The organism is Streptomyces sp. NPDC055013 (assembly GCF_053608645.1).
The window spans coordinates 113485-134741 of record NZ_JBSGVW010000029.1 but is presented as its reverse complement, the minus strand read 5'-3'; the positions used below and the strand labels follow the sequence as shown (position 1 = coordinate 134741).

The following is a 21257-nucleotide window of genomic DNA, read 5'->3' as shown; positions in this document are numbered from 1 at the left end:
GGCCGGGGGGTGTCCGCCCGCAGTGGCCGGCGTCAAGAAACGAAAACCACCCTGCCCAACCCCAACCGCCGGTCCGAGGACGGACACCCCCCGGCACGGCCCCGACCCACAACGAAACAGCAGGCGCTACGCGAACCCCCACCACACAGCAACAGGCCGCCGCAGGCATCCCCGCCCAACCGCCGAAGGCCCCGTCACCCATTCAGCCCCCCACCACCCACCCCCCACCCCCCATCCACGCCACGGTGGTAACAGCAGCCCACACCGCACGCACTACGCACTGAGGGGTGGACCCAGCCGTGACCGACTCCGCACGTGCGCGCCCCGGGGCGTCGGGCAGTAAGGCGGGCAGGGACAAGAGGTCCGTGCGGCGGTGGGTGCGGCGGGGGGTCCTGGGGCTCGGGCTGGTGGTCATTGCCGCCGGTGGGGCCGGGTGGGCCGTGTACGCGAAGCTCAACTCCAACATCACGCCCGACGAGGCCGCCGCGGCCGAATTGGCCCGGTATGAGAAAGAACGCCCCACCGCACGCGTCAGCGGCGCCCAGAACATCCTGCTCATCGGGTCGGACTCGAGGGCGGGCCAGGGAAACCGCCGCTACGGACGCGACTCCGGTACCGAGCGCTCCGACACCACCATCCTGCTGCACCTCTCCGGCAAGCGCCGCAGCGCCACCGCCGTCTCGATACCCCGTGACCTGATGGTCGACGTCCCCGGGTGCCGGAAGTCCAACGGCTCCCGCAGCGAGCCCATGTTCGCGATGTTCAACTACGCATTCCAGATGGGCGGTTCGGCCTGCACCATCCGGACCGTGGAGCGGATGACCAACATCCGGATCGACCACCACATGGTCGTCGACTTCCACGGCTTCAAGGAAATGGTCGACGCCGTCGACGGCGTGGAGATCTGCCTCAGCAAGCCCATCAACGACAAGGCCGCCAAGCTGAGGCTCCCGGCCGGCAAGGTCACCCTCAACGGCGAGCAGGCCCTCGGCTACGTCCGCGCCCGCAAGACCCTCGGCGACGGCAGCGACACCGACCGCATGGACCGCCAGCAGCGCTTCCTCGCCGCGCTCGTGCACAAGGTGCAGAGCAACGACGTACTGCTGAACCCGGTCCGTCTCTATCCGGTCCTGGACGCCGCCACTTCCTCCCTCACCACGGACCCGGCCCTGGCCAGCTTGCGTGGTTTGTACGAACTTGCGCGTGGGGTGCGCGACATCCCCACCGAACGCGTGCAATTCCTCACGGTCCCGAGGGAGTCGTACATCTACAACGCCAATCGCGACCAACTCGTGGAACCCGAAGCGGAGCGGCTCTTCGAGCGGCTGCGCGTCGACGCCCCGGTGGAAGTCGTGAATTCGCCCGAAACGTCCCAGGGCCCCGAGCCCTCGGATCCCGCCTCCCCGGCGCCCACCTTCCGCGGCAACACCGCCGCCCGGAACCCCTGCGGGTAAAGCGCTCACCAAGTCGACGAACCCCAGTTCAAAGAAATGCGCCGGATTGCCCAGTTGTAGGGACGTGGAATTTGTCACCGTCGTCGCTCGACGCTGAACTGGGCGGATAGTGTGAGCGATCCGGTGCACCCGGCCGTAGTTAGGCTTGCGCACTGTTTGACCGAGACCCGAGCGCCTTGGAGGGGGTAGGCGCCGCGTGGCCCCGACGGAGGATTCAGACAACCGTGGACGCGCAAGGCCGTGGGCGGGCGGACGACATCGATCCCGCAGACCAGTGGGTGCTCAATCCGAACACCGGCGAATACGAACTGCGACTGGCTCCTTCCGCTCCGCAGTCATCGGTACCCGGACCCCGTAGATCCGCCTCCCGGGCGGGAGCGGCGTCCCGTGCCGGCGGCACGACTGCCGGGGGGACCGGCGCCGGAGGTGCGGGCAGCGGCGCGGGCGCCGGGGGTGCCGTACGCAATCGCACCGCCGCCCCCGCGCGCGAGACGCGTCCCGCGCCGGGCCGTGAGGTGCCGTCGCAGCGCAGGCGCAAGGGTGCGCCCGAGGAGCCGCCGGGCCGGCGTGGCCGGCGGCCGGTGAAGAAGAACAAGGCGAAGCGGGCCCTGCTCTGGACCGGCGGAATCACCGCGTTCGTGGTGGTCGCCGCCGCCGCGGGCGCGTATCTCTACATCGAGCACCTCAACGACAACATCCAGTCCGTCTCCGACGACGGCGCGAGCACCGGTGGCTTCTCGAAGGACAAGGCCATCAACATCCTGCTCATCGGCACGGACAAGCGCACGGGCGCGGGCAACGACAAGTACGGCGACTCCGGCAGCGCCGGGCACGCCGACACCACGATCCTGCTGCACGTCTCCAAGGACCGCTCGAACGCGACCGCGCTGAGCATCCCGCGTGACCTGATCGTCGACATCCCGGACTGCCCGACCACGCAGGAGGACGGCTCCTCGAAGGTCATCGCGGGCGAGACCGGCGTCCGTTTCAACACCAGCCTCGGCCAGGAGGGCCGCACGCCCAGCTGCACCGTGCGGACGGTCACCGAGCTGACCGGAATCCAGGCGGACAACTTCATGGTGGCCGACTTCAACGCCGTGAAGACGCTGACATCGGCGGTCGGCGGCGTCGAGGTGTGCCTCGCCAAGGACATCAACGACCCCGACTCCAAGCTCGACCTCCCCAAGGGCGAGCATGTGATCGAGGGCGAGCAGGCGCTGGCCTTCGTCCGCACCCGGCATGCCGTCGGCACCGGCGGCGACCTGAGCCGGATCGGGCTCCAGCAGCAGTTCCTCAGCGCGCTGATGCGCAAGCTGAAGTCGAACGACACCCTCACCAGCCCGTCGAAGATGATCAAGCTGGCCGAGGCGGGCACGAAGGCGCTCACCGTCGACTCGGCGCTCGACACCATCGACAAGCTGAAGGACCTCGGCCTGGAGCTCGGCAAGCTCAACACCAAGAACCTGACCTTCACGACGGTTCCGGTGATAGACAACCCGACGGAGAAGGTCCGGGCGACGGTCGTCCCCAACCCGACCACGGCTCCCCAGGTCTTCCAGGCGATCCAGAACGACGTCTCCTTCACCGCGGTCAAGGAGCAGAAGAAGAAGGAAGCCGCCGCCGTGGCCGCCCGGCTCAAGGGCACCAAGGCCGACCCCGCCGATGTGCGGGTGCAGGTCTACAACGGCGGAGCCCCCGCGGGCAGCGCCCAGGAGACCCTCACCTGGCTGCAGACCGAGGAGGGCGTGGAGAAGTCCGAGAACGCGGGCAACGCCCCGGAACCGCTGTCGAAGACGACGCTGGAGTACGCCCCGGACCAGGCGGACCAGGCACGCCGGCTCGCCGCGATCATGGGGCTGTCCGGGTCCGCGTTGAAGCCCGGCAAGAGCGTGACCAACTCCCAGGGCCTGCCCACGATGACGCTGACGCTGGGCAAGGACTTCAAGGGTGCGGGCGTTTCGCTCACGGCTCCGAGCAAGGCACCCGACGTGGAGAAGTCCACGGCCGACAAGGTGGAGTGCGCGAAGTAGTCAGCCAACGGGCCCGTCCCACCGCCTGCTTGGCGGGCGGCGGGTCCGTTCCGCTCGAAGGCCTCGGCAGGGCATCCGCACCCGCGTCCGCCGCGCGGCACCGCGGCACGGAATCTCCGGTACGGAAACTCCGGCGAGGAACGCAACTGTGGCCGACTCTCGTTGGTCTGACACAAGACACGGTTGTGTCAGGCGGCGTTGGCCCGGCACACCACGCGGCCGTGCCGGGCGTGAATTTTGCCGACGCGTGGCCAACCGGGCTCGGACCCACAGGGGTCTGACAGGTTGCGAACCGGCGTCGGACAGGGTGGTCCGACATGGTTCGCTCCACACCGGACAGGGAGGTCCGGCGCGGGGCGGAGCCGTGTCGGGCAAAGGGTGGGGAAGGGCAGACAGTTGGCGCAGAGCAGTGTGCGAGGGGATGCCCCCGCGGTGGAGGACACCATGTCCCTCACCCCGCAGGCCGACCAGGACACGCCGGCCGACCAGGGCGGACGGCACGGTGGCGGGGGTTCCGGGGGCAGCCGTGGGGCCGACGGCAGACCCCGCAAACGGCGGGTGCTGCGCTGGTCGGCGACGGTTCTGGCGGTGGTGATACTGGGCACCGCGGGTGCCGGGTATCTCTACTACCAGCACCTCAACGGCAACCTGAAGAAGGACGACCTCAACATCGGCGACGCCAAGGACCGCGCCGCCCGGACCGAGGCGAACGCGGCCGGTCAGACGCCGCTGAACATCCTGCTGATCGGCTCGGACGCCCGGGACAGCAAGGAGAACCAGAAGCTCGGCGGCGCCAAGGAGACCTTCGGCGGCACCCCCCTCGCCGACGTCCAGATGCTGCTGCACGTCTCGGCCGACCGCACCAACATGTCAGTGGTGAGCATGCCCCGCGACACACTGGTGGACATCCCCAAGTGCACGGACCCGGACAGCGGGGACGTCTACCAGGCCCGCCAACGCGCGATGACGAACCAGTCGCTCGGCCGCGGCGGCCCGGGGTGCACGGTGGCGACGTGGGAGAAGCTGACCGACATCCACATCGACCACTTCATGATGATCGACTTCTCGGGCGTGGTGTCGATGGCGGACGCCATCGGCGGCGTCCCGGTCTGCGTGAACGCCAACATCCACTCCAAGGACAGCCAGGGCCACGGCTCCGGGCTGAAGCTGGAGAAGGGCACGACGTACGTCAAGGGCGAGCAGGCCCTGCAGTGGCTGCGCACCCGGTACGGCTTCGAGGACGGCAGCGACCTGGCCCGCGCCAAGGCGCAGCACCAGTACATGAACTCGATGGTCCGCGAGCTGCGCAAGAACGCCAAGCTGAGCAACCCGGGCAAGCTCCGCGCCCTCGCCGAGGCGGCCACCAACGCGCTGACCGTCGACCCGGGACTGGGCACGGTGGCCAAGCTCTACGACCTGGCCGGCGAGCTCAAGAAGGTGCCGACCTCGCGCATCACCATGACGACGATGCCCAACCGCTACGTCGGTTCGCGCGTCGAGCCCACCGAGGACGCGACCAAGCTGTTCCGGCTGGTGCGCGAGGACATCGCCCTGGACGGCAAGGACAAGAAGAAGGCCACCGAGGAGAAGACCTCCACCGATCCGGCCGCGGCGGACGACGAGATCGCCGTGCAGGTGCAGAACGGCACCCGCACCGACGTCCTCGCCCCGGCCCAGGGCCGCGCGACCACCATCGCCGGGCTGCTCGTGGACGAGGGCTTCACCCAGGCCGTCGCGGACGCCTCGGCCACGCCCACCGCGGACACGACCCTCGTCCGTTTCCCGAGCGCCGACCTGGAGGGCGACGCCCAGCGGCTCGCCAAGGCCCTCGGCATCCCGGCCGACGCCGTCGAGAGGTCCACGGACGTCTCCGGCGTCACCCTCGTCGTCGGCGCGGACTGGCGGGAGGGGACGGCGTACAAGGCGCCGAAGCAGGACGACAGGACCCCGGACACGGCGGAAGCGCTGAACGCCTCCGACACCAAGGCCTGTATGAAGGTCGACCCGGACTTCACGTGGTGACGGGCGCCCCGCCCGGCGGGCTCAGCCGGCGCTGTCGACGCTGAGCACGGCCGGGCGGCGGGAGGCGATGACCTTCCTCGCCAGGGCCCGCGGGCTGGTCAGGAAGCCGTATCCCCAGGCCATGTGCATGGTGGCGAGGGCGACGGGGATCTGGAGGCGCGCCTTCAGCGGGAGGCCCTTGCCGGCCGGGAGCGAGCCGGCGGTGATGGCCGCGAGGTAGCCGCCGGGGACGACCAGCGCCCACGGGGTGACCAGGGCGCCCATCACGAGGCCCGCGGCGATCGCGCACACCGCCGTCGGCGGGGCGAGGTAGCGCAGGTTGATGGAGCCGGCGTGGTAGCGGGCGACGACGTGACGCCAGCGGCCGTAGTCCTTGTACTGCTTGGCGAGTGCCTTCACCGACGGCCTCGGGCGGTACGACACCTTCAGCTCGGGCGAGAACCAGATCAGCCCACCCGCTTCCCGGATCCGGAAGTTGAGCTCCCAGTCCTGGGCGCGGATGAACTCCTCGTTGTAGCCGCCCTGTTGCTCCAGTGCCTCGCGCCGGAAGACGCCGAGGTACACGGTCTCGGCCTGCTGGGCCTCGCCTCCGGTGTGGAAGGCGGCGTTGCCGACGCCGATCTTCGACGTCATCGCGGCGGCGACGGCGTGCTCCCAGTCGTTCTCGCCCTCGGCGTGCATGATGCCGCCGACGTTCTGCGCGCCGGTCTCCTCCAGGAGGCGTACGGCGGTGGTGATGTAGCTCGGCGAGAGCATGCCGTGGCCGTCGACGCGGACCACGATCGGGTGGCGGGAGGCCTTGATCGCGGCGTTCAGCGCGGCCGGCGTGCGGCCGGTCGGGTTCGGGACGGTGTGGACGCGAGGATCGTCCCGTACGAGCTCGGCGGCGATCTCGTCCGTGCGGTCCGTGGACGGACCGAGGGCGATCACGACCTCCATCTCGCCGGCGTACTCCTGCGCGAGGATCGCTTGGACTGCTCCGCGCAGATGCCGCTCCTCGTTGAGGACGGGCATGATCACGGACACGGCGGGGAGCTGCACGTCGGGATTGGCGTTCATAGGGGGCTCACGTTACCGCGAACGGGGGACACCGATGCGCCCCGCCGGGGCCGGTGCTCCGGGCAGCAGATCGTATGGGCCTACGGTGCTCACGGATCCCACGTACGGCCCCCAGGGCAACCCCAGCGGAGGTATCCCCCCATGCCCACGCCGCCCCGCCGCTCTTCCGCCCCGCCGCAGCGCAGCCCGCGGCCGCCCCGTGGCGGGGCGCGGCCGGCCGCGCCTCGACGGCGGAGGCGGCCGCGGTGGGCCATGCGGGCGGTGACCACGCTGTCCGTCGTGGTCCTCGCGTCCGCCGGGATCGGGCACGCGGTGGTCACCAGCCTGGACGCGAAGATCGCGCGGGTGGACCCGTTCAAGGACATGAAGAACCGGCCGCAGGCCGGGCACGGGATGAACGTCCTGCTCGTCGGCACGGACGGCCGCGACCGCATCAGCGAGGAGGAGCGGCGCAGGTACCGGCTCGGTGGCGCCCCGTGTCACTGCACGGACACGATCATGATCGTGCACATCTCGGAGGACCGGGAGCGGGCGAGCGTGGTGAGCCTGCCGCGCGACTCGTACGCCGAGGTGCCCGCGGGTGAGGGGCGCAAGGCCCATCCCATCAAGATCAACGCGGCGTACGCGGAGGGCGGGCCGAACCTCACCGTGCGCACGGTCGAGCACATGACGCATGTGAAGATCGACCACTATCTGGAGGTCGACTTCACCAGCTTCATGAAGACGGTCGACGTGGTCGGCGGCGTGCGGATCTGCACGGCCGAGCCGCTGAAGGACTCCTACACCGGGCTGGACCTGCCGGCCGGCACGCATCGGCTGATGGGCGGGGAGGCGTTGCAGTACGTCCGCGCGCGGCACGTCGACAGCGACTCGGATCTGGGCCGGGTGCACCGTCAGCAGCGGTTCATGGCGGCGCTGATCGAGCGGGCGACGTCGTCCGGGATCCTGCTGAACCCGATGCGGTTCCGGGACGTGACGCGGGCGGTGCTGGGGTCGGTGCGGGCGGACAAGGGGTTCGGCACGGGGGAACTGCTCGACCTCGGGCGGGCGATGCGTAACTTCTCGCCGTCGTCGTCGGAGTTCACGACCGTGCCGATCGGGCAGCTGGCGTACGAGGTGAAGGGCCTCGGCTCCACCGTGAAGTGGAACACCTCACAGGCCGAACGCCTCTTCCGGGCCCTGCGCGAGGACAAGCCACTGGCCGCGCAACGGCCGAAGAGGAGGGCCGTCCCGGTGGAGGTCGCCCCGCAGCAGATCCGCGTCCAGGTGGAGAACGGCACGGCGCGGGCGGACCTCGGCAAGCGCGTCGACGCTGCGCTCGCGACGGCCGGGTTCCGTACGACGGGCCGTCCGGCGAACGCGGCGGAGCGCTCCGTGAAGCGCACGGTCGTCGCCCACGACCCCGGCTGGGACCGCTCGGCGAAGTCCCTGGCAGCCGCACTCCCGGGCAGCGAACTACGCCCCGTGAAGGGGCTGGGTCCCACCCTGAAGGTGATCGCCGGGACGGACTTCAAGAAGGTGCGCAAGGTACGGGCCGAGGACCCGACCCAGGGCCAGGCGACGGTCGTACGGGGCGACGAGGCGGGGTGCTCCTAGTCCGGCGGCTATCCCGCCCGGCAACCCTCGGCAGCGCCCTCAGTCCTCGTACCCCTCGGCCGCCCTCTTCTCGCGGAGCTCCTTGATGGCTCTCCGGCGGGCCAGACGGTGGGTGCGGCGGATCTGGGCCTCCTGGTTGCGGCGCTTGTCGCGCTCGGTTTCCGGGAGCACCTCGGGGACGCGTCGTGGCTTGCCGTCGGCGTCGACCGCCGCGAAGACCAGGTAGGCCGAGCCCACCTGGGTGGCCGGCGCGGACTCGTTCCAGCGTTCCGCGAGGACTCGTACGCCGACCTCCATCGAGGTCCGGCCGGTCCAGTTGACCTGGGCCTTCACATGGACGAGGTCGCCGACACGGACCGGCTCGAGGAAGACCATCTCGTCCATGGACGCGGTGACGGCGGGGCCGCCACTGTGCCGGCCGGCCACCGCGCCCGCGGCGTCGTCGACGAGTTTCATGATCACACCGCCGTGCACCGTCCCGAGGAGGTTGGTGTCGTTGTGGGTCATGATGTGGCTGAGCGTGGTGCGGGATGCGGAGGTGGGCTTGCCCGGGATCTCCGGAGTGCCCGACTCTGCGGCGGTGACCTGGTCTGTCATGGCCTCCACCTTATGCCGCGTCGACATTCGCGGACTTTGTGTTGGGTTCGCAACAGCCGTGCCTCTATTTTCCGCCGAACCTTGTAAGTGACCTGGCCATGCCCTGCACACTGGGGCGCATGAATGACTGGCCCCAGGCACCCGACGACAACCGCGGCAACCGCTACGGACGCGGCAGCGCGAGCGCACAGCCGGAGAGCGCGCGCGTGATGCGGCAGGTCCGCCGTGGCCAGGCGGCGCCCCCCGGCCAGGGCTACGGCGGGGTCCCGCAGCAGCCGTCGTACGTGAACGGCCAGGGCCACGGCGGCTACGGCGACGACGGGTACGACAGCGGTTACAACACCGGCCAGGTGTACGGCGGTGGCGGGGGCGGCCGTGACGGCGGAGGGATGCGCGAGCCGCGGCCCGCGCCGAACTGGCGGCGCCGTATCAAGGTGACAACCATCACGCTGGTGACGGTGCTGGTGGTGACGTCCGTCGCGACCTATTTCTGGGCCGACTCCAAGCTCAACCGCGAGGTCGACCTGTCCATGGTCATCGACCGGCCGGAGGCGGGCGAGGGCACGAACTACCTCATCGTCGGCTCCGACAGCCGTGAGGGGCTGTCCGACGACCAGAAGAAGAACCTGCACACCGGGTCCGCCGACGGCAAGCGCACGGACTCGATGATGATCCTGCACGTCGGCAGCAACGGCGACACCCTGATCTCGCTCCCCCGCGACTCGAACGTCACGATCCCGTCGTTCAAGGGCTCGGACTCCGGGAAGACCTACCAGGGCACCGGCCGTCAGGTGAAGCTGAACGCGGCGTACGCGGAGGACGGTCCCGAACTGCTGGTCCGTACCGTCGAGTCCAACACCGGTCTGCGCATCGACCACTACGTCGAGATCGGCTTCGCGGGCTTCGCCAACATCGTGGACGCCGTCGGCGGCGTCGAGATGGACATCCCGCAGGACATCAAGGACTCCAAGTCCGGCGCTGACTTCAAGAAGGGCAAGCAGACCCTGAACGGCCAGGACGCGCTCGCCTTCGTCCGCACCCGGTACGCGCTGGCCGGCTCCGACCTGGACCGTACGAAGAACCAGCAGAAGTTCCTCTCGGCCCTGGCCAACCAGGTCGCGACCCCGAGCACCGTCCTGAACCCCTTCAAGCTGTACCCGACGATGGGCGCCGGCCTGGACACCCTGATCGTCGACAAGGACATGGGCCTGTACGACCTGGCGTCCATGTTCTGGGCGATGAAGGGCGTCAGCGGCGGTGACGGCAAGTCCATGAACATGCCGATCTCGGGCAACTCCGCGAACGGCAACCTCCAGTGGGACACCGCGAAGGTGAAGACGCTGGTGGAGCAGCTGAAGAACGACGAGAAGGTCACCGTCTCGGGCAACTGAGGCACCGACGGCAGCGGCGAGGGCACCCCCGACGGGGTGCCCTCGACTGTTGTCGGGCGGTCGTCACATGGTGGCGCCCGCCATCGCGCGGCAGGTCGTGGCACAGCGGCGACACGCCTCCGCGCAGCGCATCATCTGGGGATCGTCCGGCATGGACATACACGCCTCCGCGCACATCTCGCAGGCCTTGGCGCACATCGCGCACATCTCGGCCGACATGGGCGAGCGGCGCATCATCATGTCCGCGCACATCCGGGTCGTCTCGGCGCAGTCCATGAGCGCCCGCATGATCTGCATCTGAGCCTGGCCGCCCATCTGCATGCAGGAGCTCATGGTCTCCTCGCAGATGCTGTGGCAGTTCAGGCACGCGTCGACGCAGTCCTGCATCTCCTTGCTCATCGCGGGCATCGTCTGGGGCTGGGTCATGGCTCCTCCTGGGGGGTGCGGGAGCCCGGGGGTGGGCCCCGTGCCCTTCCGTCCTACGCCCGCCCGCCGCGCCGCGCCATCGGGCGGACGTGAACAATTCCCACCAGATGCCGCACAGGGCACGGTCGCCCGTGTTCCTCGCAAGGCGGTGAAACAGGTCCGAATGAGTGAAGGGTGCCCGGAGATCCGGGCACCCTTCACCATCAAATCCCGTGGTGCTACGGCAGGTTGCGCGCCATGACGATGCGCTGGACCTGGTTCGTGCCCTCGTAGATCTGCGTGATCTTGGCGTCGCGCATCATGCGCTCGACGGGGTAGTCACGGGTGTAGCCGTAACCGCCGAGGAGCTGGACCGCGTCCGTGGTGACCTCCATCGCCACGTCCGAGGCGAAGCACTTGGCGGCGGCGCCCAGGTAGGTCAGGTCGGCGTCGCCGCGCTCGGAGGCGGCGGCGGCCTGGTAGGTCAGGGCGCGGGCGGCCGAGATCTTCATGGCCATGTCGGCGAGCATGAACTGGATGCCCTGGAAGTCGGCGATCGGCTTGCCGAACTGCTTGCGCTCCTGGACATAGCCCTTGGCGTAGTCCAGGGCGCCCTGGCCGATGCCGAGGGCCTGCGCGGCGATGGTGATGCGGGTGTGGTCCAGCGTCTTCATCGCGGTGGCGAAGCCGGTGCCCTCCTCGCCGATCATGCGGTCCGCCGGTATGCGAACGTTGTCCAGGTAGACCTCGCGGGTCGGGGAGCCCTTGATGCCGAGCTTCTTCTCGGGGGCACCGAAGGAGACGCCCTCGTCGGACTTCTCGACGACGAAGGCGCTGATGCCCTTGGAGCGCTTCGTCGGGTCGGTGACCGCCATCACCGTGTAGTACTCGGACTCGCCGGCGTTGGTGATCCAGCGCTTCACGCCGTTCAGCACGTAGTGGTCGCCGTCGCGGACGGCCTTCGTCTTCATGCCGGCCGCGTCGGAGCCGGCGTCGGGCTCGGAGAGGCAGTACGAGAACATGCCCTCGCCCTTGGCGAGCGGGGCCATGTACCGCTTCTTCAGGTCCTCGGAGCCGGAGAGGATCACCGGGAGCGAGCCCAGCTTGTTCACCGCGGGGATGAGGGAGGAGCTCGCACAGACGCGGGACACCTCCTCGATGACGATCACCGTGGCAAGGGCGTCCGCGCCCGCGCCGCCGTACTCCTCGGGCACATGGACGGCGTGCAGGTCGTTGGCCACCAGCGCGTCCAGCGCCTCCCGCGGAAAGCGGGCCTCCTCGTCCACGGCGGCGGCGTACGGCGCGATCTTCGCCTCGGACAGCGAGCGGATGGCGTCACGGAGCATGTCGTGCTCCTCGGACGGGCGGTACAGGTCGAAGTCAGCCGATCCGGCCAAGGTCTCTCACGCTCCAAGGACGCTGTGCGGTCAGTGCGAAGCTGGCGCTAATTACCGTTAAGTAACTCAAATTTTAGGGGGCGGCCCACGGGAGTGATACGTGAGCTTGGCGACAGCTGGGAAGTTGCCCGTCAGACCCTCCGACTATGCTCGGGGCCGCATGTCCCCGTCCTTCTCCCTGGAGTCCGCATGGCCCTCAAGATCACGGTGATCGGCACCGGTTACCTCGGCGCGACGCACGCCGCGGCCATGGCCGAGCTCGGCTTCGAGGTGCTGGGGCTCGACGTGGTGCCCGAGAAGATCGAGATGCTCGGCGAGGGCCGGGTCCCGATGTTCGAGCCGGGCCTGGAGGAGCTGCTGCGCAAGCACGTCGCCGGTATCGAGGGCTCCACCGGGCGGCTGCGCTTCACGATGGACTGGGCGGAGGTCGCCGAGTTCGGCGATGTGCACTTCGTCTGTGTGAACACCCCGCAGAAGCACGGCGAGTACGCCTGCGACATGAGCTACGTGGACGCCGCCGTCGAGTCGCTCGCCAAGCACCTGCGTGGGCCCAGCCTCGTGGTCGGCAAGTCGACCGTGCCGGTAGGCAGCGCGGACCGGCTCGCGGCCCGCATCCTGGAACTCGCGCCGGGCGGCGGCGAGGTCGAGCTCGCCTGGAACCCCGAGTTCCTGCGCGAGGGCTTCGCCGTCCAGGACACGCTGCACCCGGACCGGATCGTGGTCGGCGTGCGCAGCGAGCGGGCCGAGAAGCTGCTGCGCGAGGTGTACGCGACGCCGATCGCGGCCGGCTCCCCGTTCGTCGTCACCGACTTCCCCACCGCCGAGCTGGTGAAGACCTCCGCCAACTCCTTCCTCGCCACCAAGATCTCCTTCATCAACGCCATGGCGGAGGTGTGCGAGGCCGCCGGCGGCGATGTGGCCAAGCTCGCGGAGGCCATCGGCCACGACGACCGGATCGGCAAGAAGTTCCTGCGGGCCGGTATCGGGTTCGGCGGCGGCTGCCTGCCCAAGGACATCCGCGCCTTTATGGCCCGCGCCGGTGAGCTGGGCGCCGACCAGGCGCTGACCTTCCTGCGCGAGATCGACTCGATCAACATGCGTCAGCGCGGGCAGATGGTGGAGCTCGCCCGGCAGGCGCTGGGCGGCGGCCCCTTCCTGGGCAAGCGCGTCGCCGTGCTCGGCGCCACCTTCAAGCCCGACTCGGACGACGTCCGCGACTCGCCCGCGCTGAACGTCGCCGGTCAGATCCACCTCCAGGGCGGCCAGGTCACGGTGTACGACCCCAAGGGCATGGACAACGCCCGCCGCCTCTTCCCGACCCTCGGATACGCCGACACCGCGATCGACGCGGTGCGCGGCGCCGACGTCGTCCTGCATCTGACCGAGTGGCGGGAGTTCCGCGAGCTGGACCCGGCGGCGCTCGGCGAGGCCACGGCGGCACGGGTCATCCTGGACGGACGCAACGCGCTCGACCCGGAGGTGTGGCGCAAGGCCGGCTGGAACTACCGGGCGATGGGACGCCCCACGGCCTAGACCGGGGGTCACACGGCCGGCCACCCAGGCCACGGGACGCGAGGTGCCCGGACCCCTCCGCCGCACAGAGCCGGAGAGCCGGAGAGCCGTCAGCCACGGGGCCGGAGCGTCCTGAGCCACGAGGTCGGGCCAGCGTCAGCCGCGGAGACAGAGCACCATCCGCCACAGGGCCGGAGCGCCCTGAACCACGGGGCTGGACCACCATCCGCCACGGAGACAGAGCACCATCCGCCACAGGGCCGGAACGTCCTGAGCCACAGGGCCGGGGCACTATCAGCCACGGGCCGGAGCACCGTCAGCCACAGGGCCAGAACGCCCTGAACCACAGAGCCGGAACGCCCTGATCCACGGGCCGGAAGGCCCTGATCCACCTCGCCGCAACGCCTCACTCCCGGCGCCGCGATGACCCGCCACCGAGACGCACGACGCCGTTTCGGCCGAGGCTCAGTCGGCCGAAACGGCGTCTTGTCGTATTCTGCCCCACACGGCCCACCCGGCGCCGAGCGGTCGCTCAACCCCACTGAGAAAGGGCTTACTTAGCCCGATACCTCCGCATCTTCGCCCGCGCACCGCACACCTGCATCGAGCACCACCGGCCACGCCCCGCCGGACTGCGGTCGTAATACGCCCAGTGGCAGTCGACCGCCTCGCAGGCCTTCAGCCGGGCCCAGGTCCCGTCACCGAGGGCCTGGGCAATCGCCACCGCCACCCGGGACAGCAGCGAGCCCCCGTCCGCGGCGAGCAGATCGGCGGAGCCGTCGGCCGCGTCGACCGTGACGACCAGCGGACCCGCCGCCAGCAGCTCGCCGAGCGGAGTCGCCGAGCGGTGCGGCGGATGTCCCGCATGGGCAAGGAGGGCCACGCGCAGGGACTCCCGCAACTCCCGCGCGCCGGGTATGTCCTCCTCGGCCAGCCCGAAGCGCGCCCGCCCCTCGGCCGTGTCCAGCGAGTCCGCGCCCGACTCGACGTCCAGCGTGTTGACCAGGGACTCAACCAGCCCCAAGCCCCCGGGCGCAGGCGATCTCTCACTCATGGCAGCACGCTACCTCCCGAATCCCCTTGCGACGTTACCGCCAATACGAGACCATGCGGTAACGCCGTTACCTGTTGATGCCGGACACAGGTAACCACCGCTTCGAGGAGGAAGCCATGGCCATCGCGCAACTGGGCGCCGTCGTCCTGGACTGTCCCGACCCCCGCGCCCTCGCCGACTTCTATGCGCGCGTGCTCGGCGGCAGCATCGAGGACCAGGAGGACTGGGTGGACGTGAAGGTGGCCGGCGGCCCGACGCTGGCGTTCCAGGCCGCCCCCGGTTACGTACCGCCGCAGTGGCCGTCGCCCGAGCAGTCGCAGCAGTTCCATCTGGACCTGACCGTCGAGGACCTGGACGCCGCCGAGAAGGAGGTGCTGGCCCTGGGCGCGAAGCCGCTGGACACCGAGGACCGCTCGCGGACCTTCCGGGTTTACGCGGATCCGGCGGGGCACCCGTTCTGTCTGTGCGCCTGCTGAGTGCCGAGCACCCTGTGACCCTCGGGAGGAACCCATGGCCCGCATGACCCGTCTGCGTTCCGTCGTCATCGACTGCCCCGACCCGCGCGCCCTCGCCCGCTTCTACGCCGGCGTCGGCGGCGGCACCGTCGAGGACGAGGACCCCGAGTGGGTTGTGCTGCGGCTCCCCGACGGGCCCCGGCTCGCCTTTCAGCCGGCGCCCGGGTACACCCCGCCGGAGTGGCCGCGGGCCGACCGCAACTCCCAGCAGTTCCACCTTGACTTCGACGCGGGGTCCACCTGGGAGGAGGTCGAGGCGGCCCAGGAGAAGGTGCTGGGGCTGGGCGCTCGGTTGCTGCACGCGGAGGACAAGGAGGACTTCCGGGTGTACGCCGATCCGGCGGGGCATCCGTTCTGCCTCTGCCGGATCGAGGAACCCTGAGCCCGCCGCCGGCCCTCCCCGTCTCCCCCGCTACCCGTCCAGCTCGGAGATCTTCATCGTCGACGGCGCCCGGCGCCGCTGTGCCTCCCGGGCGGTGAAGTCGGCCTCGCGCAGGACGCGCTGGACATTGCCCCAGGTCAGCAGTGCGATGTCGGCCTCGGACCAGCCCCTGCGCAGCAGCTCGGCGACGAGGTGCGGGTAGCAGGAGGCGTCGGTGAGGTCCTGCGGGTGGGCGGTGCCGGCGTCGTAGGTGCCGGACAGGCCGACGGACTCCGCGCCGGCGACCTCACGGACGTGGTCGAGATGGTCGGCGACGTCCCGGACGGACGGCCCGGTCTGCTCGGCGGTGAGCGGCACCATGCACAGGCCGCCCCCGGCGCCCAGCTCGGCGAGCAGGTCGTCGGGGAGGTTGGCGGGATGGGGGCGCAGGGCGCGGGCGGCGGAGCGGGCGCACAGGACGGGGGCCTTGGACACCGCGCACGCCCGGCGCACGGTGTCCGGGGAGGCGCCGGAGAGGTCGGCCAGCACACCGAGGCGGTTCATCTCGCGCAGCACCTCCTCACCGAACCGGGTCAGCCCCGCCTCGCTCGCCCAGGCCACGCCGGACAGCGTGAGCGCGCGCAGCCCCAGCCCGTGCAGGGAACGCAGGATCCCGAGCGAGTCACCGAGGGCGGCGGCCCCGGCCGGGCCCGGCAGGACGGCGATGCGGCCGCAGTGGCGGACGTCGGTGATCGGGCCCGGGTTGTCGGCCAGGCGCAGGCCCTCCGGGTGGGCCCGCACGACGGTCTTCACCAGGTCCAGCTGGTCCAGCGTGGCGCCGACGGCCCGGTCGCCGGTCAGCCCGTCGGGCAGGTGCAGCGCCCAGAACAGCGCGCCGACATGTCCCTCGCGCATCCGCGGTACGTCGGTGTCGACGGCGCTCTCGCCCAGCTCCAGGTCGAACCAGGACAGGCGGCGCAGTGCCCACGGCAGCCCGCTGTAGCCGTCGGCGACGGGGTGGGCGGCGAGGAGGGCGTGGGCACGGTCGAGGAGGTCCGCGTCGGTGCCCTCGCCCGGGCCGGTGACGGATTCGGCCGGCTCCTCGGGCAGCGGGGCGGCCAGGTCATCGAGTTCGCCGACCTCGGGGCTGGTGTCCGCTTCGCACTTGAGGTCTGCCATGGCGGTCTCCGTACGTGATCGGCGTGATGATCCGCAGTACGGTTCACCGTCGCACGGACCCGGACGGGCTTCCTGGTGGACGAGCCGTTCGGGGGTACCGCGAGCCGACCGGCATGGAACGGCGTGTGCGGGGGTAGCGCGCGTCAGCTCTCCCGCGCCGCCTCGATCACCTCGTCCAGGGTGTCGCGGATGGGGGTCCCCCCGCTCGAGCGAAGCCGAGAGTGGGGGAGGACCAGGTCGGCGATCATGCCGTCGATGCGGTGGCGCTCGGCGGTGAGGTCCTCGACCAGGCGGGGCGTGGCGATGGCGGAGGGGCCGCCGTCGATGTCCCGCATACAGGGCAGCAGCTGCGCGATCCTGTTGCTGTGCAGCCCGGCGGCGAACAGCTCCTGGATCCGGACGACCCGGTCGACGGCCGCCTCGGGATAGTCACGGTGCCCGCCGGGGGTGCGCTCGGCACGCAGCAGCCCCTGGGCCTCGTAGTAGCGCAGCGACCGCTCACTCACGCCGGTGCGCCGGGCCAACTCACCGATCCGCATGCCGCGCCCCTGGTTCCGTGGTCCGTCCGGGCTTGAATCTGACACTGATGTCAACTTCTACGGTACGGCCATGACGCACACGACGGACAGGACGGCAGCCGTACGTCCCCTTCTCGCCCCGGCCCGCCTGGGCCCCCTGCACCTGCCGAACCACCTGGTCATGGCCCCGCTGACCAGGAACCGCGCGGCTGCGGACGGCACTCCGACGCCGTTGATGGCCACCTTCCCCCAAACTCTCGACTTCGCTCGAGCCCGGGGGGACCCCCATCGCCCAGCGCGCGACGGCCGGGCTGATCATCGCCGAGGCCTCGACACCGAACGCGGTAGGGCAGACGTATCCGAACATCACGGCGATCCACTCCTCGTCGCACGTGGCCGGCTGGCGGCGGGTCACGGACGCCGTGCGGGCCGCGGGCGGTGGGCCGATGTTCCTCCAGCTCCAGCACGGTGGCCGGGTCGGGCACCCGGCCACGAGCGGACTGACACCCGTCTCGCCCTCGCCCGTGCCGCTCCCGGAGACGATCTTCACGCCGGACGGGCACCGCCCCGCCGTCGTCCCGCGGGAGATGACCGCCGACGACATCCGCGCCACCGTCGCCGACTTCGCGAGGGCCGCCCGCAACGCCGTGGCCGCCGGTTTCGAGGGCGTCGAGGTGCACTCCGCCAACGGCCATCTGCTGCACCAGTTCCTGGCCGGCAACACCAACCGCCGCACGGACGGGTACGGCGGCTCGGTGGCCGGGCGGATCCGGTTCGTGCGGGAGGTGGTCGAGGCGGTGGCCGCCGCGATCGGGCCGGAGCGGGTGGGCGTACGGATCTCTCCCCGCAACACCGTCAACGGCATCGACGAGACCGACAGCGACACGCTCCACCCGGCGCTCGTCGAGGCGCTCGGCGGGCTCGGAGCGGCGTATCTGCACCTCGTGTACGCCGACCCGGCGGACCCGCTGTTCGGCCGGATCCGCGCCGCCTGGCCGGGGACGCTGATCGCCAACCCGGTGCTCCCGGAGCTGTCCGCCGAGGCGATCGGCGCCGCGTCGGCCCGGCTCCTCGACGCCGGTGCCGATCTGATCGCCCTCGGCCGCCCGTTCCTGGCCAACCCCGACCTGGTGCGCCGGCTCGGGCTCGGGGCGCCGCTCAACCCGGTGCGGGACAGGTACCTGATGTACACGGCGGGGCGACCGGCTACACCGACTACCCCGCCTCGACGATCAGCCGTCCAGCGCCTCGAGGGTCGCGTTGGACGGGCCGCGCGTGGCCTGAAGGTCACGGGCCACGTCCTCCGCCGCGCCCAGCACCCGTACCGCGTTCTGCCAGGTCAGCTTGGCCAGGTCGGGCTTCGACCAGCCGCGGTCCAGCAGTTCGGCGATCAGGTTCGGGTAGCCGGAGACGTCGTTCAGACCGTCCGGGGTGAAGGCGGTGCCGTCGTAGTCGCCGCCGATGCCGAGGTGGTCGATGCCGGTGACCTCGCGCATGTGGTCCAGGTGGTCGGCGACCGTGGACACCGTGGCGACCGGGCGCGGGTTGCTCTCCTCGAAGGCGCGGTGCACCTTCATCGCCTCGGCGGTCGTGTCGAGGTGGTGGAAGCCGTGCGCGCGCATGTTCGCGTCGGCCTCGGCCGTCCAGTCGACCGCCGCCTGGAGCACGAACTTCGGTACGAACGTCACCATCGCGACGCCGCCGTTGCCGGGCAGGCGCTCCAGGACGTCGTCGGGGATGTTGCGCGGGTGGTCGCAGACCGCGCGGGCGGAGGAGTGGGAGAAGATCACCGGGGCCGTGGAGGTGTCGAGCGCGTCGCGCATCGTCGTCGCCGCCACGTGCGAGAGGTCGACGAGCATGCCCTCGCGGTTCATCTCCCGCACGACCTCGCGGCCGAAGGCCGACAGACCGCCCACCCCGGGCTCGTCCGTCGCCGAGTCGGCCCACGCGATGTTGTCGTTGTGGGTGAGGGTCATGTAGCGCACGCCGAGCGCGTACAACGCCCGCAGCGTGGCGAGGGAGTTGGCGATGGAGTGGCCGCCCTCGGCGCCCATCAGGGAGGCGATACGGCCCTCGGCGCGGGCCGCCTCCATGTCCGCCGCCGTCAGCGCGGGGCACAGGTCGGCCGGGTGGCGGGCCAGCAACTGCCGTACGCAGTCGATCTGTTCGAGGGTGGCGCTGACCGCCCTGTCACCGGCGTAGTCGGAGCGCACGTACACCGACCAGTACTGCGCGCCCACGCCGCCCTCGCGCAGCCGGGGGATGTCGGTGTGCAGGTGGGCGCCCTGGTGGGCGGCGATGTCGCGGGCGTCGAGGTCGTAGCGGACCTGTTCGCGCAGGGCCCACGGCAGGTCGTTGTGGCCGTCCACGACCGGGAACTCACGCAGGAGTTCCCGGGCCGCCTCCAGGGAGGTCATCGGCGTCACTTCCCCGAGCCGAAGCCGAAGCCGCTCGCGCCCTCTACCTTGGCGCGCAGGCGCTTGCCCTTCTCGGTGGCCTGGTCGTTCAGCTCCTGCTGGAACTCCCGCATCCGCTGGAGCAGGTCCTCGTCGTGGGTGGCGAGGATGCGGGCGGCGAGCAGACCGGCGTTGCGCGCGCCGGCGACGGAGACCGTGGCCACGGGGACGCCGGCCGGCATCTGCACGATGGAGAGCAGGGAGTCCATGCCGTCCAGGTACTTCAGCGGGACGGGGACGCCGATGACGGGCAGCGGCGTGACCGAGGCGAGCATGCCGGGGAGGTGGGCGGCGCCGCCGGCCCCGGCGATGATCGCCTTCAGACCGCGCTCGGCCGCCTGCTCGCCGTAGGTGACCATCTCGCGCGGCATCCGGTGCGCGGAGACGACATCGACCTCGTACTCGATCTCGAACTCGTCGAGGGCCTGCGCGGCGGCCTCCATGACGGGCCAGTCGGAGTCCGACCCCATGACGATGCCTACAACGGGGCTCATTCGGTGATGGTCCCTCTCAGGTAGCCGGCAGCGTGACGGGCGCGCTCCAGCACGTCGTCGAGGTCGTCGCCGTAGGTGTTGACGTGACCGACCTTGCGGCCGGGCTTCACGTCCTTGCCGTACATGTGGATCTTGAGCTGGGGGTCGCGGGCCATGCAGTGCAGGTACGCGGAGTACATGTCGGGGTAGTCGCCGCCGAGGACGTTGACCATGACGGTCCACCTGGCGCGCGGGCGCGGGTCGCCGAGGGGGAGGTCGAGGACGGCCCGGACGTGGTTGGCGAACTGGGACGTGATGGCGCCGTCCTGGGTCCAGTGGCCCGAGTTGTGCGGGCGCATCGCCAGCTCGTTGACGAGGATGCGGCCGTCGCGGGTCTGGAACAGCTCCACGGCGAGGTGGCCGACGACGTCCAGTTCCTTGGCGATCGTCAGGGCGAGCTGCTCGGCCTTGAGCGCGAGGACCTCGTCGAGGTCGGGCGCGGGCGCGATGACCGTGTCGCAGACGCCGTTCACCTGCTGGGACTCCACCACGGGGTAGGCGACCGCCTGGCCGTGCGGGGAGCGGACGACGTTCGCCGCGAGCTCGCGGACGTAGTCGACCTTCTCCTCGGCGAGGACCGGGACGCCGGCGCGGAAGGGGTCCGCGGCCTCCTCGAGCGAGTCGACGACCCAGACACCCTTGCCGTCGTAGCCGCCGCGGACGGTCTTGAGGACGACCGGGAAGCCGTCGCCCTCGGCCGCGAAGGCGACCACGTCCTGTGGATCGGTCACGATGCGGTGCCGCGGGCACGGCACGCCGATCGCGTCGAGCCTCGCCCGCATCACGCCCTTGTCCTGGGCGTGCTGAAGCGCGTCGGGGCCCGGGCGGACGGGGATGCCGTCCGCCTCCAGAGCCCTGAGGTGCTCGGTGGGTACATGTTCGTGATCGAAAGTGATCACATCGCAGCCCCTCGCGAAGTCGCGCAGCGTGTCGAGGTCGCGATAGTCGCCGATGACGACATCGCTGACGACCTGCGCCGCGGAATCCTGAGGGGTGTCACTGAGGAGCTTGAACCTGATGCCCAACGGGATGCCCGCCTCGTGTGTCATACGAGCAAGCTGACCCCCGCCGACCATGCCGACTACCGGGAACGTCACGCCCCTAGGGTATCGGCCACTGCGCGACGGCCGGTTTCCGTCCCCCGCCGTCGGCCCTCGCCGGTCTTCTTACCCGGGTTT

General features: G+C 70.6%; 18 protein-coding genes and 1 pseudogene. 9 read left to right on the top strand and 10 right to left on the bottom strand.

The annotated features are described in order from the left end of the window. Window positions 1-299 precede the first annotated feature (299 nt). The 3 genes from ACWGDB_RS30270 (at window position 300) to ACWGDB_RS30260 (ending at window position 5506) form a co-directional block, all read left to right on the top strand. Window positions 300-1454, top strand: coding sequence for an LCP family protein (locus ACWGDB_RS30270; protein ID WP_453825335.1), 1155 nt, complete (start codon window positions 300-302; stop codon window positions 1452-1454). Between the two features lie 224 nt (window positions 1455-1678). After that, window positions 1679-3484 carry an LCP family protein gene (locus tag ACWGDB_RS30265; protein WP_453825334.1) on the top strand — a complete coding sequence of 602 codons (1806 nt, stop codon included), beginning with the start codon at window positions 1679-1681 and terminating at the stop codon, window positions 3482-3484. Between the two features lie 444 nt (window positions 3485-3928). Next, a complete protein-coding gene (locus tag ACWGDB_RS30260) occupies window positions 3929-5506 on the top strand; it encodes an LCP family protein (protein WP_453825333.1) in 1578 nt (525 codons plus the stop codon). Between the two features lie 21 nt (window positions 5507-5527). Here the strand turns inward: ACWGDB_RS30260 and ACWGDB_RS30255 are convergent, their stop codons facing one another. Then, on the bottom strand, window positions 5528-6565 hold the full coding sequence (locus tag ACWGDB_RS30255) for a glycosyltransferase family 2 protein (RefSeq protein WP_453825332.1): 1038 nt from the start codon (window positions 6563-6565) through the stop codon (window positions 5528-5530). A 141-nt stretch (window positions 6566-6706) separates the two neighbouring features. On the opposite strand from ACWGDB_RS30255, the gene ACWGDB_RS30250 reads away from it, so the two are divergent. Beyond that, complete coding sequence (locus ACWGDB_RS30250) at window positions 6707-8161, top strand: LCP family protein (protein WP_453825331.1); 1455 nt, start codon at window positions 6707-6709, stop codon at window positions 8159-8161. A gap of 39 nt (window positions 8162-8200) precedes the next feature. Here the strand turns inward: ACWGDB_RS30250 and ACWGDB_RS30245 are convergent, their stop codons facing one another. After that, window positions 8201-8758: an acyl-CoA thioesterase gene (locus ACWGDB_RS30245; RefSeq protein ID WP_427840850.1), complete on the bottom strand. Its 558-nt coding sequence runs from the start codon at window positions 8756-8758 to the stop codon at window positions 8201-8203. Between the two features lie 119 nt (window positions 8759-8877). Here ACWGDB_RS30245 and ACWGDB_RS30240 point away from each other — a divergent pair, with 119 nt between their 5' ends. Further along, window positions 8878-10149: an LCP family protein gene (locus tag ACWGDB_RS30240; RefSeq protein ID WP_453825330.1), complete on the top strand. Its 1272-nt coding sequence runs from the start codon at window positions 8878-8880 to the stop codon at window positions 10147-10149. Between the two features lie 63 nt (window positions 10150-10212). Here ACWGDB_RS30240 and ACWGDB_RS30235 read toward each other — a convergent pair whose 3' ends face one another. After that, window positions 10213-10575: a four-helix bundle copper-binding protein gene (locus tag ACWGDB_RS30235; RefSeq protein ID WP_328427218.1), complete on the bottom strand. Its 363-nt coding sequence runs from the start codon at window positions 10573-10575 to the stop codon at window positions 10213-10215. A gap of 218 nt (window positions 10576-10793) precedes the next feature. Then, window positions 10794-11951 carry an acyl-CoA dehydrogenase family protein gene (locus ACWGDB_RS30230; RefSeq protein WP_453825329.1) on the bottom strand — a complete coding sequence of 386 codons (1158 nt, stop codon included), beginning with the start codon at window positions 11949-11951 and terminating at the stop codon, window positions 10794-10796. Between the two features lie 189 nt (window positions 11952-12140). Here ACWGDB_RS30230 and ACWGDB_RS30225 point away from each other — a divergent pair, with 189 nt between their 5' ends. Then, window positions 12141-13484, top strand: a complete 1344-nt coding sequence (locus ACWGDB_RS30225; protein ID WP_453825328.1) for a UDP-glucose dehydrogenase family protein — start codon at window positions 12141-12143, stop codon at window positions 13482-13484. Window positions 13485-14016: 532 nt separating this feature from the next. Here the strand turns inward: ACWGDB_RS30225 and ACWGDB_RS30220 are convergent. Further along, window positions 14017-14517 (bottom strand): CGNR zinc finger domain-containing protein, encoded by a 501-nt coding sequence (locus tag ACWGDB_RS30220; RefSeq protein ID WP_453825327.1) that lies wholly within the window; start codon window positions 14515-14517, stop codon window positions 14017-14019. A 116-nt stretch (window positions 14518-14633) separates the two neighbouring features. Between ACWGDB_RS30220 and ACWGDB_RS30215 the strand changes: the two genes are divergently transcribed. Beyond that, on the top strand, window positions 14634-14993 hold the full coding sequence (locus ACWGDB_RS30215; protein WP_453825326.1) for a VOC family protein: 360 nt from the start codon (window positions 14634-14636) through the stop codon (window positions 14991-14993). A 34-nt stretch (window positions 14994-15027) separates the two neighbouring features. Further along, window positions 15028-15414: a VOC family protein gene (locus ACWGDB_RS30210; protein WP_453825325.1), complete on the top strand. Its 387-nt coding sequence runs from the start codon at window positions 15028-15030 to the stop codon at window positions 15412-15414. Between the two features lie 30 nt (window positions 15415-15444). On the opposite strand, the gene ACWGDB_RS30205 is transcribed toward ACWGDB_RS30210, so the two are convergent. Continuing rightward, the gene (locus ACWGDB_RS30205; protein ID WP_453825324.1) at window positions 15445-16572 is read right to left on the bottom strand and encodes a dipeptidase; all 1128 of its coding nucleotides are present in this window, start codon (window positions 16570-16572) and stop codon (window positions 15445-15447) included. Window positions 16573-16715: 143 nt separating this feature from the next. Further along, window positions 16716-17111 carry a MerR family transcriptional regulator gene (locus tag ACWGDB_RS30200; RefSeq protein ID WP_453825323.1) on the bottom strand — a complete coding sequence of 132 codons (396 nt, stop codon included), beginning with the start codon at window positions 17109-17111 and terminating at the stop codon, window positions 16716-16718. A 70-nt stretch (window positions 17112-17181) separates the two neighbouring features. On the opposite strand from ACWGDB_RS30200, the pseudogene ACWGDB_RS30195 reads away from it, so the two are divergent. Continuing rightward, window positions 17182-18312, top strand: a pseudogene (locus ACWGDB_RS30195) (oxidoreductase); the annotation flags it as partial. Window positions 18313-18322: 10 nt separating this feature from the next. On the opposite strand, the gene ACWGDB_RS30190 reads toward ACWGDB_RS30195, so the two are convergent. From ACWGDB_RS30190 to ACWGDB_RS30180, 3 genes are read right to left on the bottom strand one after another with little or no spacing between them, the layout of a single operon-like run. Beyond that, a complete protein-coding gene (locus tag ACWGDB_RS30190; protein WP_453825322.1) occupies window positions 18323-19507 on the bottom strand; it encodes a dipeptidase in 1185 nt (394 codons plus the stop codon). A 5-nt stretch (window positions 19508-19512) separates the two neighbouring features. Then, window positions 19513-20040 (bottom strand): 5-(carboxyamino)imidazole ribonucleotide mutase, encoded by a 528-nt coding sequence (purE, locus tag ACWGDB_RS30185; protein WP_383613382.1) that lies wholly within the window; start codon window positions 20038-20040, stop codon window positions 19513-19515. Beyond that, window positions 20037-21176 carry a 5-(carboxyamino)imidazole ribonucleotide synthase gene (locus tag ACWGDB_RS30180; RefSeq protein WP_453825321.1) on the bottom strand — a complete coding sequence of 380 codons (1140 nt, stop codon included), beginning with the start codon at window positions 21174-21176 and terminating at the stop codon, window positions 20037-20039. The genes purE and ACWGDB_RS30180 overlap by 4 nt, the downstream gene beginning before the upstream one ends. Window positions 21177-21257: the final 81 nt, after the last annotated feature.

What these genes read in the sequence shown, in the direction of transcription:
- ACWGDB_RS30235 (WP_328427218.1), bottom strand. Translation starts at nt 10,575, where the DNA reads ATGACCCAGCCCCAGACGATGCCCGCGATGAGCAAGGAGATGCAGGAC.
- ACWGDB_RS30255 (WP_453825332.1), bottom strand. Translation starts at nt 6,565, where the DNA reads ATGAACGCCAATCCCGACGTGCAGCTCCCCGCCGTGTCCGTGATCATG.
- ACWGDB_RS30220 (WP_453825327.1), bottom strand. Translation starts at nt 14,517, where the DNA reads ATGAGTGAGAGATCGCCTGCGCCCGGGGGCTTGGGGCTGGTTGAGTCC.
- ACWGDB_RS30210 (WP_453825325.1), top strand. Translation starts at nt 15,028, where the DNA reads ATGGCCCGCATGACCCGTCTGCGTTCCGTCGTCATCGACTGCCCCGAC.
- ACWGDB_RS30200 (WP_453825323.1), bottom strand. Translation starts at nt 17,111, where the DNA reads ATGCGGATCGGTGAGTTGGCCCGGCGCACCGGCGTGAGTGAGCGGTCG.
- ACWGDB_RS30260 (WP_453825333.1), top strand. Translation starts at nt 3,929, where the DNA reads ATGTCCCTCACCCCGCAGGCCGACCAGGACACGCCGGCCGACCAGGGC.
- purE (WP_383613382.1), bottom strand. Translation starts at nt 20,040, where the DNA reads ATGAGCCCCGTTGTAGGCATCGTCATGGGGTCGGACTCCGACTGGCCC.
- ACWGDB_RS30240 (WP_453825330.1), top strand. Translation starts at nt 8,878, where the DNA reads ATGAATGACTGGCCCCAGGCACCCGACGACAACCGCGGCAACCGCTAC.
- ACWGDB_RS30190 (WP_453825322.1), bottom strand. Translation starts at nt 19,507, where the DNA reads ATGACCTCCCTGGAGGCGGCCCGGGAACTCCTGCGTGAGTTCCCGGTC.
- ACWGDB_RS30225 (WP_453825328.1), top strand. Translation starts at nt 12,141, where the DNA reads ATGGCCCTCAAGATCACGGTGATCGGCACCGGTTACCTCGGCGCGACG.
- ACWGDB_RS30215 (WP_453825326.1), top strand. Translation starts at nt 14,634, where the DNA reads ATGGCCATCGCGCAACTGGGCGCCGTCGTCCTGGACTGTCCCGACCCC.
- ACWGDB_RS30250 (WP_453825331.1), top strand. Translation starts at nt 6,707, where the DNA reads ATGCCCACGCCGCCCCGCCGCTCTTCCGCCCCGCCGCAGCGCAGCCCG.
- ACWGDB_RS30205 (WP_453825324.1), bottom strand. Translation starts at nt 16,572, where the DNA reads ATGGCAGACCTCAAGTGCGAAGCGGACACCAGCCCCGAGGTCGGCGAA.
- ACWGDB_RS30245 (WP_427840850.1), bottom strand. Translation starts at nt 8,758, where the DNA reads ATGACAGACCAGGTCACCGCCGCAGAGTCGGGCACTCCGGAGATCCCG.